General features: G+C 40.5%; 15 protein-coding genes. 14 read left to right on the top strand and 1 reads right to left on the bottom strand.

All coding sequences use genetic code 11. From position 1 onward, the window contains the following. The first annotated feature begins 462 nt into the window (after window positions 1–462). The 5 genes from JIG37_RS00385 (at window position 463) to JIG37_RS00365 (ending at window position 5,174) form a co-directional block, all read left to right on the top strand. Window positions 463–2,361: a methyl-accepting chemotaxis protein gene (locus tag JIG37_RS00385; RefSeq protein WP_138616700.1), complete on the top strand. Its 1,899-nt coding sequence runs from the start codon at window positions 463–465 to the stop codon at window positions 2,359–2,361. Between the two features lie 19 nt (window positions 2,362–2,380). Continuing rightward, on the top strand, window positions 2,381–3,460 hold the full coding sequence (locus JIG37_RS00380) for a diguanylate cyclase (protein WP_235523677.1): 1,080 nt from the start codon (window positions 2,381–2,383) through the stop codon (window positions 3,458–3,460). Further along, window positions 3,461–4,066 (top strand): DsbA family protein, encoded by a 606-nt coding sequence (locus JIG37_RS00375; RefSeq protein WP_199528369.1) that lies wholly within the window; start codon window positions 3,461–3,463, stop codon window positions 4,064–4,066. Window positions 4,067–4,251: 185 nt separating this feature from the next. Then, on the top strand, window positions 4,252–4,704 hold the full coding sequence (locus JIG37_RS00370) for an antitoxin Xre/MbcA/ParS toxin-binding domain-containing protein (RefSeq protein ID WP_199528368.1): 453 nt from the start codon (window positions 4,252–4,254) through the stop codon (window positions 4,702–4,704). Beyond that, window positions 4,704–5,174: an RES family NAD+ phosphorylase gene (locus tag JIG37_RS00365; protein WP_199528367.1), complete on the top strand. Its 471-nt coding sequence runs from the start codon at window positions 4,704–4,706 to the stop codon at window positions 5,172–5,174. The genes JIG37_RS00370 and JIG37_RS00365 overlap by 1 nt, the downstream gene beginning before the upstream one ends. A 98-nt stretch (window positions 5,175–5,272) precedes the next feature. Here JIG37_RS00365 and JIG37_RS00360 read toward each other — a convergent pair whose 3' ends face one another. Further along, complete coding sequence (locus JIG37_RS00360; protein WP_199528366.1) at window positions 5,273–6,082, bottom strand: hypothetical protein; 810 nt, start codon at window positions 6,080–6,082, stop codon at window positions 5,273–5,275. A 104-nt stretch (window positions 6,083–6,186) separates the two neighbouring features. On the opposite strand from JIG37_RS00360, the gene JIG37_RS00355 reads away from it, so the two are divergent. From JIG37_RS00355 to JIG37_RS00315, 9 genes are all read left to right on the top strand, one after another. Continuing rightward, a complete protein-coding gene (locus tag JIG37_RS00355) occupies window positions 6,187–6,390 on the top strand; it encodes a hypothetical protein (protein ID WP_199528365.1) in 204 nt (67 codons plus the stop codon). 176 nt (window positions 6,391–6,566) lie between these two features. Then, entirely contained in the window at window positions 6,567–7,319 is a 753-nt protein-coding gene (locus JIG37_RS00350) for a DUF3450 domain-containing protein (RefSeq protein WP_138600828.1), read from the top strand. Between the two features lie 10 nt (window positions 7,320–7,329). Further along, window positions 7,330–8,697, top strand: a complete 1,368-nt coding sequence (locus tag JIG37_RS00345) for a MotA/TolQ/ExbB proton channel family protein (RefSeq protein ID WP_199528364.1) — start codon at window positions 7,330–7,332, stop codon at window positions 8,695–8,697. Between the two features lie 3 nt (window positions 8,698–8,700). Beyond that, on the top strand, window positions 8,701–9,228 hold the full coding sequence (locus JIG37_RS00340) for a MotA/TolQ/ExbB proton channel family protein (protein ID WP_054552070.1): 528 nt from the start codon (window positions 8,701–8,703) through the stop codon (window positions 9,226–9,228). 45 nt (window positions 9,229–9,273) lie between these two features. Further along, window positions 9,274–9,687 (top strand): biopolymer transporter ExbD, encoded by a 414-nt coding sequence (locus tag JIG37_RS00335; protein ID WP_036971869.1) that lies wholly within the window; start codon window positions 9,274–9,276, stop codon window positions 9,685–9,687. Between the two features lie 12 nt (window positions 9,688–9,699). Beyond that, complete coding sequence (locus JIG37_RS00330; RefSeq protein ID WP_054552071.1) at window positions 9,700–10,305, top strand: energy transducer TonB; 606 nt, start codon at window positions 9,700–9,702, stop codon at window positions 10,303–10,305. Between the two features lie 17 nt (window positions 10,306–10,322). Further along, a complete protein-coding gene (locus JIG37_RS00325; RefSeq protein WP_199528363.1) occupies window positions 10,323–11,630 on the top strand; it encodes a hypothetical protein in 1,308 nt (435 codons plus the stop codon). Window positions 11,631–11,921: 291 nt separating this feature from the next. Continuing rightward, a complete protein-coding gene (locus tag JIG37_RS00320; RefSeq protein WP_199528362.1) occupies window positions 11,922–14,675 on the top strand; it encodes a hypothetical protein in 2,754 nt (917 codons plus the stop codon). A 78-nt stretch (window positions 14,676–14,753) separates the two neighbouring features. Then, on the top strand, window positions 14,754–17,387 hold the full coding sequence (locus JIG37_RS00315; RefSeq protein ID WP_199528361.1) for a TonB-dependent receptor: 2,634 nt from the start codon (window positions 14,754–14,756) through the stop codon (window positions 17,385–17,387). The last annotated feature ends 234 nt before the right edge of the window (window positions 17,388–17,621 follow it).

Below are 17,621 nucleotides of genomic sequence, written 5' to 3'. Positions count from 1 at the left end.
TGAATTACTGACAACTCTTAGGTTGTTTATCTTACCCGATAGGCTACCAGACAGGCATTATCCAAGGGTGGTAAGAAGGAAACCTAATAAATATCCCTATAAAAGAAAATGCCAGTCAGCTCTTAACTGACTGGCATTACACAGAGTTGCGGGGTTTTTTTGTGCCATTTTTTGCTTTAGCCAACAAAATTAGATGACAGAATGATTTAATGAATACGTATTCAGGGGGGATTAAAGCGGTAATCTGTAGGAACGTTCCAAAGAGTGTTTTGCTGCTTTTTATTAATGTGGCTTTAGAAGTTGAATGTGCTGCCGCTAATAAAGTAATTGATTTATAAAGAAAGCGTACTTTAATTATAAGTAACGATTTCCTAGTTTTAGCTTAATTTTATAAGACAAATGGCTTTAAATTTGTTAAATATAAAAGTGCTAACAACGAAAAAAATAACAAATAGGTTTGTCATGCAAAGCTCCAAAAGCACTTTGAAATTTACCACCAAGGTAACTGCGGCTGCATCACTGGTTTTAGTGATTGTGCTCGGATTATTTACCGTCAATAACTTCGTCTCTATGCGCAGTCAAACACAGGAACAACTTTCGCTTGTTCTGCAAGAGATTTCTCAATCAGTATCGCAAAATATAGCTAACTGGTTAAACGCTAAATTAGCGATTGTTTCGTCTGTCGCAGACACCTATCAGCTAGGTGATAGTAAAGAGTTAACACTTAAACAACTAAACACAGCCGACAAAGCAGGTGATTTTAAAAATACCTATATTGGTATCACTGATGGCACTTTTGTATTGAATGATCAATCGGTTGTCTTACCACCTGATTACGATGCTACCAAACGTCCATGGTACAAACTTGTTGAAAATAAAAGCAGTACTGCGTTTACAGCCCCTTATATTGATGTAACTACCAATGAACTAACTATTTCTGCTGTAGCGCCAATGCAAGCAAACGGTGTGTTTAGTGGTGTTGCGGGTGCCGACATCGACATGAAAACGATTACCAAAATCGTCAACGAAATTGACTTTTTAGGGTTTGGTTATGGCTTTTTACTTGATAGCGAAGGGCATATTTTAAGCCACCCAGAAACGAAGTTTATCGATAAAAACATGCGTGACTTATTTGGCAAAGACTTATCGCTTCAATCTGAGTTTGTTGAAGTTCAAATTGATGACTCAGACAAATTAGTATCGTTTACCAAGGTTAAAGGTATTCAAAACGTTGATTGGTATTTAGGTGTAGTTATTAACGAAGAAATAGCTTATTCATCGGTTGCCTCATTTAGAAATATGGCAGCTATTTATATGCTGTTAGGTATTGTCGCGATTGTACTGATGATGCAGTTTTTACTTCGCTACTTAATGCGCCCAATGCAGCGCTTGAACGATGCAATTAAGGATATTGCACAAGGCGAGGGGGATTTAACCCGTCGTCTTGAAGTTGAAAATAATGACGAGTTTGGTGAGTTGAGCCATTACTTTAATGCGTTCATCGAGAAAATTCATACATCAATTGAGCAAGTTAAAAATACCACCGTTGAGCTTGAACGATTAGTTGAGAGTTTAGTTAATCAAACGCAAGGCACGCTCGACATGTATGCTGACCAAACAAAGCGTACAGATAATGTAGCAACTGCAATCAATGAACTGACATCGAGTGCGGTAGAAATCTCAAATAGTGCAAGTAATGCGTCAACCTTAGCAACCAGTGCTAACAGCCAATCATTACAAAGCCAATCTGCATTAGCTGATAATTTAACGGCAATTAATGCCTTGTCTCGTAATATGGAGCAGGCGCAAAAAACCATTAATAGTTTAGATGCACACACCGTAAGCATCGGCCAAGTGCTTGAAGTGATCAAAGGGGTTAGTGAGCAAACTAATTTACTAGCCCTTAATGCCGCAATCGAAGCTGCCCGTGCGGGTGAAGCGGGTCGAGGCTTTGCGGTTGTCGCCGACGAAGTACGCCAACTTGCGCATCGTACACAGCAATCAACGCAAGAAATCGAAGACACAATTTCTCAGTTACAACAAGGCTCTGCGTCTGCGGTTGAAGTAATGACTGCAAGTATTCGTGATAGCGAAAAGAGTGTTGAACAAGCACATGTAGCAGGCGATAAAATGGCTGAAGTAACTCGTGCCATTGAATCAATTGATGAGGTGAACCACAGTGTTGCAAATGCCACGACTGAGCAAAACCAAGTCATTCAAAGTTTAGACAGTGACATACACTCAATTAGCGAGCTTTCTAATCAAGGCCAGAGCAATCTGAATAACACCTTAAACGAGTGTACAAAATTAAAAGCACAGTTTTATGAGCTCGAAAAATTAGTGCTCAAATTTAAAGTTTAGTTGTTAAGAGACTGCAATTTTGGATCAAAACTGGCTTAATGCAATTACTTTAAACAGTGTCGACACGGCGGATAAACAGCGCCGTGCCTTCACCTTATTTACCATGGCTTTTTTTGCCATTGTTTTAATCACTTCGTTGGTGTTATCTAACTATCAAATTTACGCTTTACCATTAACTATTATGTTGGTTGTGAGTGATGTAACCATCGTGCTGTGCATGCTGTATTACTTTCGCACAGGTGCTCTGGTGCCTGTTAGCTGCATTATTTTATCTATTATCTTATTGCTTTGTATGGCCTTAGTGTACACCGGCGGTAAAGAGAATACCGCTTTATATTGGCTAATGTTTTACCCCATTGTGGCTTATGTCACCTTAGGGTTAAAAGTGGGCAGTGTATTGGTTGCTATTATGTATTTTAGTTCTCTAGCACTGCTGTTCAGCCCTAATTTTGGTCAAGCACACTATGGGCAAGTTGAAACTTCACGCTTTTTAGCGTCCTTTAGTTTAGTAATTTTGTTCGCTGCGATTAGCGAATACTTTAGACAAAAAAGCCATCAAAAAATTGCTGGTATTACCTTAATAGAAAAACGCGATGCATTGACTGACCCACTTACAGGTCTTGCTAATCGTCGTTACATTTATGAACATATTCAACCCCGCCTTGAAGCTGAAGCGGCAAACTACTTACCTATGTCAGTATTATTAATTGATTTAGATAATTTTAAGTCACTCAACGATAGTTATGGCCATGATTTTGGTGATCAAGTACTTATTGCATTTACTTCTATGTTGCACGATAAACTGCGAGGAACCGATATAAAAGCACGCTATGGCGGCGAAGAGTTTATTATTTTACTACCTAAAACAGGGCTAACAATTGCACACTCTGTAGCTGAAAAGTTGCGCGCTTTTGTTGCTCAAAAACAGATCCCCTATGATGTTGGGCAATCTATATCTATAACTTGCAGTATTGGTATTGCCAGCCTCGAAAGGGGAAGCCAATTTAGTAAAGCAATTAAGCATGCTGATGAAAACTTGTATAAGGCCAAAGCAAAAGGGCGCAATCTAGTTGTATCAGGTTTAAGTGAGGTTAATTAAATGGCAAAGCTAATTTATGTTTATGACCCAATGTGTAGTTGGTGCTGGGGCTTCAGAGAAACTTGGTTAAAGCTTCAAGCAGCCATTGGCGACAAACTTGCTATTGAATATAAAGTGGGTGGCCTTGCGCCTGATTCAGATGAGCCAATGCGAAAAGAAATGCAGCAGTTTTTACAGCAAACATGGCAGCGCATTGAGCAGCAACTTGGCACACCATTTAATCATGAGTTTTGGCATACCGCGCAACCGCGCCGTTCTACTTACCCAGCATGCCGTGCAGTGCTTGTCGCAAGGCAGCAAAATAAAGAGCAAGAGATGCATTATGCCATTCAAAAAGCCTACTACCTAGATGCACAAAATCCATCTGACATCAGCACCCTTGCAAGCCTTGCTGAGCAAATAGGGTTAGAAAAAAACGCATTCCTTAAAGAAATAGAAAGTGAAAAAATAAATTCATTACTTATGGACGAAATAAACCAAGCGAGAAGCTTACCAATTCAAGGCTTTCCGTCTTTAGTCCTTGAAAATAAAGGGCTCTATGCTGCTGTTCCTGTTAATTATCAAGACTGGCAAAGTACTTATCAGCAAATAATTGATACTATTTAATCTCGTTTTTGCATTGATGTTCTTCTGAAAGCGAAAGTTATTCCCTCTTAAAAAAGTGCTTATCTCAAATATAAACATTGTTTTATATTTTTCGCATTTGGCTTATCTTTGATCAGCTATTGCAAATTAGGCTCATTTGAGCCAGTATTATAAGCTCATATGGTCTATTGTTTTTGGGAGCTGTTATGGCAAATGCTGAATTAAAAAGTTTTAAACCGAATCGCGATAACAAATCTAGTTTTTGGATTGCTCTAGGCATTGAAGACGCCAAAACAGCTCGTATGGATGCGGTACACCAAGGATTCAAACCTAAGGTATATCGCAATATTATCGAAAAAACAAAGTTGTCTCAAAATGAGTTTCATAGTGTGACTCATATACCTGTGAGCACTATTAAGCGCCGACTAAAAAACGGAGAACGCTTTAACACACAGGAAAGTGACGCGATTTATAGGCTAGCAATGCTTATTAAGTTAGCTACAGAATTATTTAATGATGAGAAACGTGCATTAGAATGGATGCGTGAAAGTGTCTATGGGTTAGGAGGCAAAAGGCCATTAGATATGGTGTCTACAACTGTAGACTTTGAAATTGTAAAAGATCTTATTGGTAGAGTTGAGCACGGTGTCTTTTCATAATGAAAATGTACCGTTTAACACAAAAAAAATTTGCAGATACACCTTTTAGTCCTGCAGGAGCAAAGTTATTTGGTGGTAGATGGAACTCAAAAGGAACTGAAGCATTGTATTTCGCTGAATCAGAATCCCTTTGTTCATTAGAAGTCTTTGTTCATGTAAACAATGATCCAAATATTGTCGATCAATATGATCTTTACCTTATAGAAATTCCAGACGAACTTATAGCAAAACTGGATAAAGAAGACTTACCTAAAACGTGGAGAAATATACCAGTTAGTGAGGAGACGCAGGAAATTGGAGATGAATTTCTGAATGTGGCAGAGCCCCAATTTGCGGCACTCCAGGTGCCATCTATAATCTCTCCTAGAGATAATAACTATGTTGTAAATCCAAACCATCCCGCAATGAAAGAAAGTTTTAAAAACTTTGAAAAGCTTGAGTTTGAGTTCGATCCGCGAATTTTTAAATAGTATTTATTAGTAACGCAATTTTTATTGAGACAGTTTAAACCTGAACTAGGCTAACGCTTTATAACTTCACTGTATCAATTTGATTTAAGCTTTGAATCTCACTCAGACTGTTGAGACCAATTGCTAATGATTGAGCTGATCTGATTTTGAGCTAAAGAAAACGTTGAAGAATGATCGCCATTTTCAATTTCTAATAAACTTATACTATTACGCGTAACAACATCTTCAATTTGATTCAGGGGCGTGGTGCTATCTTGATTCCCTTGAACTATTAATATATTTGCTGTTTTTTGTTTCTGTAGTAAGTCTTCAATATTGTAGTTATGTGGTAATAACAGCTTAATCGGTAAAATCTGATAGGGGTATAAATACCATTTATTCTGAAGTTTAGTTTCTATTGCTCTATCAAGGGAGAGAGCTACGCTTTCAAGAATTATTCCTTGAGAATTTATATTCACCGAAACATTTGCAGCTAACATCGCACCTAAAGAGCGGCCATAAAAAAAGGTTTTTGAACACTCACTATCTTTTTTAGTTTTATTTATAAGCTGAACGACTAACTCATTAAAAGCTTCCAAGTTTGTGACTTTACCTGAAGCACCATCTTGAGATGGATAAGAAAGGATAATTGTATTAAAAGATTTAAATTTGGTGTTATTTGCTATTTCACTCTCATATCTAGTTATGCCACCATGTTGGCCAGGAAAGAAAAAAAGGCAAGGAGTTCCTTCCATACCATATGATCGTGCAATGATTTCTAAACCATTTTCTTGAATTGTATATTTTTCGACTTCGAATGTGGGTTGCTCAAGCTCTATGGTTGGGAAAAGAAAAAATGGAATCGCGAAGCGTATTAAAGCCGCCCCAATTACAAAATAGGCTGAAATTAAAAAAATGGTGACTTTCATATGCTCATCCTTAAAGCTGACTTATTTACCATGATAAAAATATGTTCATCTAAATGTTTTTGGGCTCCAAGTGCTGCTAAATTATTATCAGAGTCATTAATTGATTGCTAGATAAAAATGCATTTATTCACGAAATAGAAAGTGAAAAAATAAATTCATTACTTATGGACGAAATAAACCAAGCGAGAAGCTTACCAATTCAAGGCTTTCCGTCTTTAGTCCTTGAAAATGAAGGGCTCTACGCTGCTGTCCCTGTTAATTATCAAGACTGGCAAAGTACTTATCAGCAAATCCTATCCCATATTTAGTTCCCGAAACCCTGCAACTTTTGCCTTATCTTTGCACAATATAAACTAATTGTTACAGCTGTCATATTTTTGTATTTTTTGCGCAACATGCTTGTCATTTTTCATCGTTATCCTTTCGCACAATAAAACAACCCAACTAGCAAATTAAGCTAACTTAACGAGTAAAGGTGTATGCGATGAAAGGCGTTAAACCACTGATTTTAGCAGGTATTGTAGCGGCATCTGCAGCAGTACATGCAAACGATCTAGATAAAGTAATTGATAAAAGCAGCGAGATAAACAAATCTGCAGCGCAATCACAAACTAAAATCGACAAGATTGCAGATTCAATGCAAGGTCGTTTACAACAATTCAAAGCCCTTAATAAAGAAATTGACGGCTTAACTGTTTATAACGCGCAACTTACTAAGCAATTAAACAACCAAATTGCAGAAATGGACGCGTTAAACGAGTCAATGGATCAGGTATCAGTTATTGAGCGTCAAATTACGCCGTTAATGATGCGTATGATCACAGGTCTTGAGCAATTCGTTGCACTAGACGTGCCTTTCTTAACTGAAGAACGTAGCAAGCGTATTGCATCATTAAAAGAAATGATGGACCGCGCAGACATTACTTCAAGTGAAAAATTCCGCCGCTTACTTGAAGCTTACCAAGTAGAAGTAGATTACGGTCGCACTATCGAAGCGTACACATCATTACTGAATGTAGATGGCCAAGAGCGCGAAGTGGATTTCTTACGCATCGGTCGTTTAGAACTTATTTATTTAACACGCGACGGCAAAAAAGCAGGTAGCTGGGATACGCAAACAAAATCGTTTGTTGAATTACCAGATTCTGCAATCAGCCAAATCAACAAAGGTTTACGCATTGCACGTAAGCAACTTGCCCCAGATATGTTAACACTGCCAGTCCACGCTGCTGAATAAGAGGTTTGAGATGAAATTATTAACGAAAATGACAAAAATGGCCGTGTTTGCAGCTGGCCTTGGTTTTGCCGGTAGCACCCTAGCAGCTGAGCCAATGGATTTAGACTCATTACTAAAAACATTAGAGCAAGGTAAAGCACAGCAAAGCGCTGAAAATAAACAACGAGAACAAGAGTTCATGGCGCGTCAAAACGAACAAGTACAAATGCTCAAAGATACACAAGCAAAACGTACTGCAATGCTTAACGAGTCGGAGCGCTTAGAAACTCAGTTTGAAGAAAACGAAGTGAAGCTAGCTAACTTAACAGACACACTTTCAAACCGCATGGGTTCACTTAAAGAGCTATTCGGTGTGTTACAACAAGTAGCGGGTGATTCAAGCAATAAATTCATGACGTCAGTTGTTTCTGCAGAGCTTCCTGGTCGTAGTAACTTCATGGATGAGCTGGCACAAAAAATGGGTTCAACGTCAAAGCTTGCTTCTATCGATGATATCGAAAAAGTATGGTTTGAATTACAGCGCGAAATGACTGAGCAAGGTAAAGTATCTCGCTTTACAACAGATGTTATCGTCGAAGGTGGCAGCAAAGCACAAAAAGAAGTGGTGCGCGTTGGTGCATTTAACTTAATCGCTGATGGTAAATACCTAGAGTACACATCAGCTACAAATACAATCAGCCAGCTTACGCGTCAGCCTAGCAGCCGTTACACAGCAACTGCAGCTGATTTACAACAAGCAAACTCAGGTGTTGTACCGTTTGCACTTGACCCAACTGGCGGTTCAATTTTAGGTCTTTTAGTTCAAGCACCAGATACTGAAGAGCAAGTTCATCAAGGTGGTACAGTTGGTTACATCATCTTAGGTGTTGGCTTAATCGCTTTACTAATTGCACTTGAGCGCTTTGTATCTCTAATGATTATGGGTAGCAAAATCCGTCGTCAACTTAAAGACACAGTGGCACGTGATGACAACCCTCTTGGTCGCGTAATGAAAGTGAAAGATCAGTACCCAGATGTAGCGTACGACACGCTTGAGCTTAAATTAAGCGAAGCAATCATTCGTGAAATGCCAAAAATTACTCGTAACCTGACGCTAATTAAGATTATCTCTGTGGTAGCACCACTACTTGGTCTACTAGGTACGGTAACCGGTATGATTAACACCTTCCAAGCAATTACCTTGTTTGGTACAGGTGACCCTAAACTAATGGCGGGTGGTATTTCTCAGGCACTTGTAACAACGGTACTTGGTCTGGTTGTGGCTATCCCTACAGTATTCTTATACACACTTCTTAACACGCGCTCTAAAAACATGCTGTTGATTTTACAAGAGCAAAGCGCAGGTATCATCGCAGAGCGAAGCGAGAAAGGAGCATAAATCATGGTGCTATTGATTGATGCAATCAATGCTCTACGTGATTTCCTCGACACAGGTGGCCAAGTTCTCTTGGTCATCGGGGTCCTCATCTTCGCGATGTGGTTATTGATACTTGAGCGTTTTATGTATTTTTTTGGTGGCTTTAAACGCTACAAGAAAGACGTAAAAAGCACTTGGAGCAATAGAGCAGAGCGTAACAGCTGGAACGCAGAGCAAATTCGCCAAGCGATGATTTCACGCGCTGGCATGCAACTAAATAATAACCTTGCGCTAATCAACGTAATGGTTGCGTTATGTCCACTTTTAGGTCTGTTAGGTACCGTAACTGGCATGATCGAAGTATTTGATGTAATGGCAATCACAGGCACAGGCAGTGCACGTTCGATGGCATCAGGGGTGTCTAAAGCCACTATTCCAACAATGGCCGGCATGGTGGGTGCACTTTCAGGGGTTTTCGCATCAACGTTCTTACAACGTCGTGCAAAACGCGAAGTGCAATTACTTGAAGACAACATGGTCTTAGACCACTAAACGAATTTTAGGGTGATGTGAGCATCACCCACTAGGAGACTAACAATGAGAGCGCCACTAGGTAACCTATTTCAAGAAGACGACGCTGAAGAAATCAACATGACGCCAATGCTAGACGTTGTTTTCATCATGCTTATCTTCTTTATCGTAACAGCATCATTCGTAAAAGAAGCCGGTATTGATGTAAACCGCCCTGAAGCAGCAACAGCAGTGAAAAAAGAGCGTGCCAACATCTTAGTTGCTATTTCTGACAAAGGTGAAATTTGGATCAACAAACGCCAAGTAGATGTTCGTGCAGTTCAAGCAAATATCGAGCGCTTAAAAGCTGAAAACCCACAAGGTAGCGTGGTTATTCAAGCTGATAAGAAAGCCACAACCGATGTACTTATTAAAGTAATGGATGCATCGCGTGCTGCAGGCGCATTTGATGTGTCGATTGCTGCGCAAGAAGCATCATAAGGAATGTGAGCAATGCGTTATATAGTTGCATTAATCATCGCTGGTATCGTGACTGTTATGCTGTTTTTAGGCATGCAGGCACTGATCACCGGTGGTGAAGGGGCTATGTCTGAGCCCGTAAAAGGAAACGTACTTGATTTTGTTCGTCTGAAAAAAGAAGAGACAGTGCAAAAGAAAGAACGTAAACCGCAAAAGCCACCAACGCCAAAAGAGCCACCTCCACCAATGGAATCACCGCAAATGCAAAACAGTGATCCTAACGCGAGTAATGCCAACTTTGACTTTGGTGCCAGTGTTGAAGCCGACGTTAACTTAGCTGGCGGTTTAGCCCTTGAATCAAGCGATGGTGAATACCTACCGATTGTAAAAGTAGCGCCTGTTTACCCGCGCCGAGCTTTATCGCGTGGTATCGAAGGCTATGTGATTGTTGAGTTTACAGTAACCAAGCAAGGCACAGTTCGTGACCCGAAAGTGATTAAAGCTGAACCAGAGTCACTGTTTGACCGCGCTGCGATGGATGCAGCACTTAAATTTAAATATAAACCGCGCGTTGTTAACGGTGAAGCTGTTGAAGTAGCGGGCGTACAGAACAAAATTTCTTTCCAAATTAACGGTTAGAAAAGAGGAATGCGATTATGAAACCTTTAAAAGTTGCCGTGATTTGCGCGGCTGCTTTCACAAGCAGCCTTGTAGTCCCAAGCGTTGTTAGCATGTTACCAGGTGTGACACTTGCAACAGCTTACGCTGAGGAGCAAAAAACCAAACGAGTACCTGCACTGCGTGAAAAAGTGTATAGCCAATTAGCACGAGCACAAAAGCTGGCTGATGATGGTGATGCAAAAGCAGGGCTAGAAGCACTCGATAGTATTCAAGAGCGCTCTTCAAGCATGAACTCGTATGAAATTGCCATGATGCATAATTTCTACGGTTTTATTTACTACAACGAAAACGACTTAGATAAAGCAATTGCCTCGTTTGAAAAAGTAGTAAACGAAGATGCGATTCCAGAAACATTACGTGTAAGCACCACCTTTAGCTTAGCGCAACTTGCCATGGCTAATAGCGATTACGAAAAGGTAATCAAATATTTAGCGCAGTGGGATGTGATTAACGACAAGCCTAAAACAGATGCTTATTACGTATTAAAGTCACAAGCATATTATCAGCTTAAAGATTACCAAAAAGGCATTGAGAACATTAACCTTGCTATCGCAGAAGCCGACAGCAAAGGTGAAATGCCAAAAGAAAACTGGTTAATCTTACAGCGTGCTATGTACTACTCACTTAACCAGTCTGACAAAGTGGTCGAGGTACTTGAGCGTTTAGTTAAGCTTTACAACAAGCCTGAGTACTGGGTTCAGTTAGGTGGCATGTACGGTGAAACGGGCGCAGAGAAAAAGCAATTAGCGATTTTAGAAGCGGCATATCAACAAGGTTTCATGAAATCTAAATCAGATTTACGTCAATTATCGCAAGTTTATTTATACAACGGCCTGGCTTTTAAAGCGGCGAACGTGATGAGTAAAGCTATGCAAGACGGTGTCGCTGAAAAATCAGCGAAAAACTATGCCTTTGTTGCAGAAGCAATGGTACAAGCAAAAGAGGGTGAAAAGTCACTTGCTTATTTTGCAAAAGCCGCTGATTTAGTAACGCATGGTCAGTACGAACAACGTATTGCAGAGGTAAGTATTAATCTTGAAAAATACGAAGAAGCAGCGGATGCAGCACGTAAAGCCCTAGATAAAGGCGGCTTAGAGTTTGAATCAAATGTGTATGTTGCCTTAGGTATGGCGCAGTACAATTTACAAAACTTTGATGCCTCGATTTTAGCGTTTGAGCAAGCGGAAAAACACAAAAAGTCGCAGCGTTTAGCTGAGCAATGGATCAAGTATGTGAAGCGTGAAAAAGTGCACGCCGAAACATTACGTACCGCTTTACTCTAAATCGTATTCAACAGGTAAGCGTACAAAAGAACTAATTTATAATCGCAACACCAAAGCTGCCTTCGGGCGGCTTTTTTCCGTTCCTAAAATTTACTAACTTACTCTTTTTTAAATAATTAATATTGTCATTTTATGTTTATTAAAGTGTAACTAGTTTGTCATACAGCTCCCGTAAGGTAGTCGCAGTTTAAAACTCAAGTGACCCAAAAGCATTAAGTTTTAGTGCTTTTTCGGTGACTTGAGTTTATGCGCTAACACAATAATTAAATATCTATCTTAACGGAGTGAACAATGAAATTATCTGGCTTATTCAAGGTTAGTCTTGTAGCTACAGCAATCTCTTTAGCAGGTTGTGGCGGTGGTGACATCAACATCAACGTGGACGAAACAGTTGAGCAACCAACTACACCTACTAACCCAACTACACCACCAACAACTGAAGAGTTACCAGGTGTATACAGCCAAAGCCTTTCGAATGAAGTATCTGCTGCATTAGGTCGTGATGTAACAGTTCAAGTTCTTTCAGGCGTAATTACAGAAGATACAACATTATCAACAGACGCATTCTGGGCACTTGATGGTGCAGTATTTGTTGGTAACGATAAAGCAGACAGTGCAACATTAATAATTGAAGCAGGAGCGGTCGTATTCGGTAACAGCGGCTCTGATTACCTAGTTGTTAGTCGTGACTCTAAAATTGAAGCTACAGGTACTAAAAACGACCCTATCATCTTTACTTCTAAGCAAGATGTAGTGGGTGATGAAACATCTGCAGGCCAATGGGGCGGTATGGTGCTTCTTGGTAATGGTATTTCTAATAAGTGTCCTGCTGAAGGCGATTGTGCTCTTCAAGTTGAAGGTGTTGAATCAGGTGCTGTATTTGGCGGTACGGATAACACAGATAATTCAGGTACATTAAAATATGTTGTTGTTAAAAACGCTGGTTATGAAATTGCACCAGACAACGAACTAAATGGTATTACGTTTGGTGCTGTTGGTTCTGGTACTACAGTTGAATACTTACAAGTTCACAATAATTCAGATGATGGTGTTGAATTCTTCGGTGGTGCAGTAAACCTTAAGCACGTTGTATTAACAAGCATCGATGACGATAGCATCGACTGGGATAATGGTTACCAAGGTAAAATGCAATTCGTTTATGTTGAACAAGATCCTGATTCAACAGATGCAAACCGTGGTATCGAAGCAGATAACGACGGTAGCACACCTTCTAAAGAACCAAAATCATTACCAATCATCTCTAACTTAACAATCATCGGTAACAACTTTGATGGTGAAGATGATGCTGAAGGTATCTACCTTCGTGAAGGTACAGGTTTACACCTTTATAACTCAGTGATCACTGGCTCTGATGAAATGGGTGAGTGTATAGAGATTGAAGGTGCAGAAGACGGTGCTAGCGAAACAGTAAATAACGCTAACGATGGCACTATCTTAATGCAAAACACGTTTATGTCGTGTACTAATGGCGAAAACTTCAAAAATCCAGTTGATGGTAGCGGCAACACGTTACTTGAGCTTGAAACATGGTTTACAGCACAATCTGGTAACGTAATCAATGACAAGCCAATGCTTGGTGCAAACGGTCAACCAATTGCAGGCTCGCCATTACTAGGCGCGGGACAAGATGTAGCAAATACTGTTGATGCGTTCTTCGATACAGTTGACTTTGTTGGTGCACTGAATGATTCAGATGACTGGCGTGAAGGTTGGGCATTTGGTTACGGTGGCGGTGAAGTAACGGCACCACCAGCTGTAGCAGGTTGTCCATCTGGTACAACGTCAATTTCTCCAGTTGATGGCAGCACAACAACATGTGAAGTGTCTGGTCGTATTACTGCAGATTTAACACTTACTGCGGGTAACTACTACGCATTAAGCGGTGCAGTATTTGTAGGTGATGATAATGCAGATTCAGCTACTTTAACAATCGAGCCAGGCGTAACAGTATATGGCCGTACAGGTGATGATTACTTAGTAATTAGCCGTGGTTCAAAAATTAATGCTAACGGTACTAAAGATGAGCACATCTCGTTCACTTCAAGCCAAGATGTTATGGGCGGCACTACAGCAGCGGGCCAATGGGGTGGTTTAGTTCTTCTTGGTAATGCACCATCGAACAAGTGTCCAGCAGAAGGCGATTGTGCACTTCAAGTTGAAGGTGTGGAGTCAGGTGCCGTGTTCGGTGGTACTGATACAACGGACAACTCAGGTACGCTGCGTTATGTTCGTGTGATGAATGGTGGTTACGAAATCGCACCAGATAACGAATTAAACGGTATTACGTTCGGTGGTGTTGGTTCTGGTACTACTGTTGAGTATGTGCAAGTTCACCAAAACGCGGATGACGGTGTTGAATTCTTCGGTGGTAACGTACAAGCGAAGTACTTAGTACTAACAAGCATTCAAGATGACAGCATCGACTGGGACAATGGTTTCCAAGGTAAAATGCAGCATATTCTTGTTAAGCAAGCAGCTGATAACTCAGATGCAAACCGTGGTATTGAAGCAGACAACGATGGTACTACACCGTCTAAAACGCCTAAGTCAAACCCAACAATTGCTAACTTAACAATCATTGGTAATACCTTTGACGGTGAAGATGACTCAGAAGGTATGTACTTCCGTGAAGGTACGGGTGCACAAATCTATAACACAATCGTAACGGGCCCTGAAGGCATGGGCGAATGTCTTGAGATTGAAGGTGCAGCTTCTGGTGAAAGTGAAACAGTGAACAATGCTCAAGATGGCACCTTAATGATTAAATCATCAGTGATTGCATGTTCTGAAAACTTCAAAGACCCAAGTGGTGTAGATTTCAGCGTTGAGAACTGGTGGACAAACACATTAGGTAACTTAGTTGCTACAGGTCAAACGCAAGTTGTAAATGGTATCTTTACTATCGATACAACAACAGCGACAGACGTGAAAGCAATCGACGGTTTCTTCGATACAACAACGCACATTGGTGCAGTATCTGCTGATAACAACTGGACTGAAGGTTGGACAGTAGGTCTGGAATAACACAGTAAGCAAGGTGCTAAACAACGTGTTTAGCACCTTTAAACAACTTTCTGTAACTTATTTCAGATAGAGGTAAACATGAAACAATATTCAAAACAGTTCAGCTTAACAGCGCTAAGCGCAGCTATCTTATGCGGCTTGAGTGTCTCAGCACACGCAGCTGAAGCAGACGAAGAAGCTGTTCTTGAAGAAGTTGTTGTTAGTGCAAGTCGTTTAAAAGGCACTGCAACAGCTGTTCTAGAAGAGCGTAAACAGCAAGCATTCGTTGCTGATATTATGGGTGCAGAGCAAATTTCACGAAGTGGTGATAGTGACGCTGCTGCAGCGCTACGCCGTGTAACAGGTTTAACACTTGTTGATGGTAAGTTTATTTATGTTCGTGGTTTAGGTGAGCGATATTCAAGTACACAGTTAAATAACTCTGCAGTACCAAGTCCAGATCCAACACGTTCTGTATTACCACTGGATTTATTTCCATCAGGTATTATCGAAAGTTTATCAGTACAAAAATCGTATTCACCGTCAATGCCAGCGTCTTTTGGTGGTGGTAACGTTGATATTCGTTTGAAATCAATTCCTGATCAATTTGTATTTGATGTGTCGGGTCAGCTTGGTTACAACACTAATAACTTTGATGATGGCCTTGAATACAACGGTGGTTCGGATGATTGGTACGGTGTTGATGATGGCACACGCGAAATTCCACGTCCTATCCTTGATGTATACCAAAGTGGTCAATCGCTTGATGATTTAACACCTGAGCAAAGCCGTGCTTTAGCCCTATCGTTAAATCGCGATTATGATCCAAAATCAGCAAAGGTTGATCCGAATACGAAGTTTACTGCCACATTAGGTAACAGCTTCGAATCAGATAAATGGCGCTACGGTTTCTTATCGTCGCTTAGCTACGATAATAAGCACGTTGTTGCAGATGAGTATCAAGGTCAAGGCTTCTTGATTGGTGAAAATTCAACAACCATGATCCGTGGTTATGACCAAGTACTAAGTACAGAGCACACGGTTAAAACATCAGGGATGGTTACGGTTGGTGTTGAGTATGACAAAGCGCATAAAGTTGACTACACGGCTTTAATCTTACGCGATACTGAAGATAAAATTTCAGACCGTTTGGGTATTGACCAAAACAACAATACCTCTGATAACAAGCGTGTACGTTCGTATGATGTTCGTTATGAAGAGCGTGAGCTGATCGTTAATCAATTAAAAGGTATGCATACTTTTGATTGGTTGAATTACGCGGGTTTTGACTGGAAGTATTCAATTGGTCGCTCAAACCGTTACGCACCAGGTAACATGAAAACGCGTTTCATTGTTACTGATGCCAATGAAGATGGGTTTTACGATACAGTAAACGAAAGCGCATTAACCAATGCAACAACGGCTGCGCGTTACACTTTCCAAGATTTGGATGATGAAGTAGAGAACTACGGTTTTAACTTTACGTTGCCTATTATGCTAGATGGCGTGGATGTTGAGCTTAAATCAGGTGCTGACTTTATCTCTAAAGAGCGTTCAGCAACTAACCGTCGTTTTGATATCAATACACGTGCATTCTCAGATGTTGACTTAAACGGAAATGAGTTAAACACCATTTTATCTGATGATGTACTTACAAACGCATCACTAACGCAGCCAATCTTAAACGACACAACGGTTTCAGGCGATGACTATAAGTCAGCGCAGAAAGTGGATGCCTATTACTTCGAAGCTGATTTCTTCTTCAATAACACATGGCGTATTACCGGTGGTTTACGTTGGGAAGATTTCCGTCAAGTATCTGTTCCGCTTGACCCATTTACTGGTGGCCTTGCATCTTCAATTGATTATGATGAGTTAGATCAGCTCGCATTCCGTGAAGACGACGTTTATAGTGCACTTGCTTTAACTTATGTGCAAAACGACGAAACGCAATGGCGTTTAAGCTATGGTGAAACAGTTGTTCGTCCAGATTTACGTGAGATTTCTGATGCAACTTACATCGACCCACTTACTGAATACCCTGTAGGTGGTACGCCTGGTTTACGTACAACGCAAATCAAAAACTATGATTTCCGCTGGGAAAACTATTTTGATACGGGCGAGAACTTCTCTGTTGGTGTGTTCTATAAAGACATGGTTGATCCAATTGAGTCTGTTCAATCACCTGCACAAGATGGTCCACCTCTGGTACGTATTGCTAATGCAGAAGATGGTTATGTTGCGGGTGTTGAATTTGAATACCTGAAAGATTTTGCTTTCTTAGGTGGATTCTGGCAAGACGTGTTCATGACAGGTAACGTGACGTTAAGTGACTCAGAAATCAACATGGACCGTCAGGCGATTGTTGAACAAACAGGAGTTTCTGCAGCGGTTACAAATACAACACGTCGCATGACGGGCCATTCAAAATATGTTGTGAATATGCAGTTAGGCTATGACGCACCTAGTGGGCAGCATGCTTCAACGCTAATCTATAATGTATTTGGTGAGCGAATTATTATTCCTGGCATTGAAGGTCAAGAAGATTGGATGGAGCAACCTTTCCACTCTCTAGACTTTAACTACACCTATTTCCCTGATTTCAACTCAAGCTTGAAGTTCAAAGTGACTAATATCTTGGGCGCAAAATCTGAAATAGAGTCAGCGGGAACTTTAACTCGCTCTAAAGAGAAAGGCACTGAGTTCTCAATTGAGTACAAATACCAGTTCTAATACTCTGACCAAGGAAGGATACAATAATAAATCCTAACGTTGATTTAGCCCTGCACTAGCAGGGCTTTTTTCTATACCCAAACCACCTCAAGATGCAGAATTCAGCGTTTCACAGGTGCTTAATATCAAGGCGTTACTTTGCAAGAATGGCAGTCCCTTTTAAGAAGTAACAACGATGAGAGTAAGTGCCTGTGAAGCGCCCAAAGGGTTGGTTTAAAAGCGATTTATACTGCG

It is taken from the genome of Pseudoalteromonas sp. bablab_jr010 (genome assembly GCF_016464105.1).
Taxonomy (GTDB): Bacteria; Pseudomonadota; Gammaproteobacteria; order Enterobacterales; family Alteromonadaceae; genus Pseudoalteromonas; species Pseudoalteromonas simplex.
The sequence above is the reverse complement of the archived record's forward strand: the minus strand, read 5'-3'. Positions and strand labels throughout refer to the sequence as shown.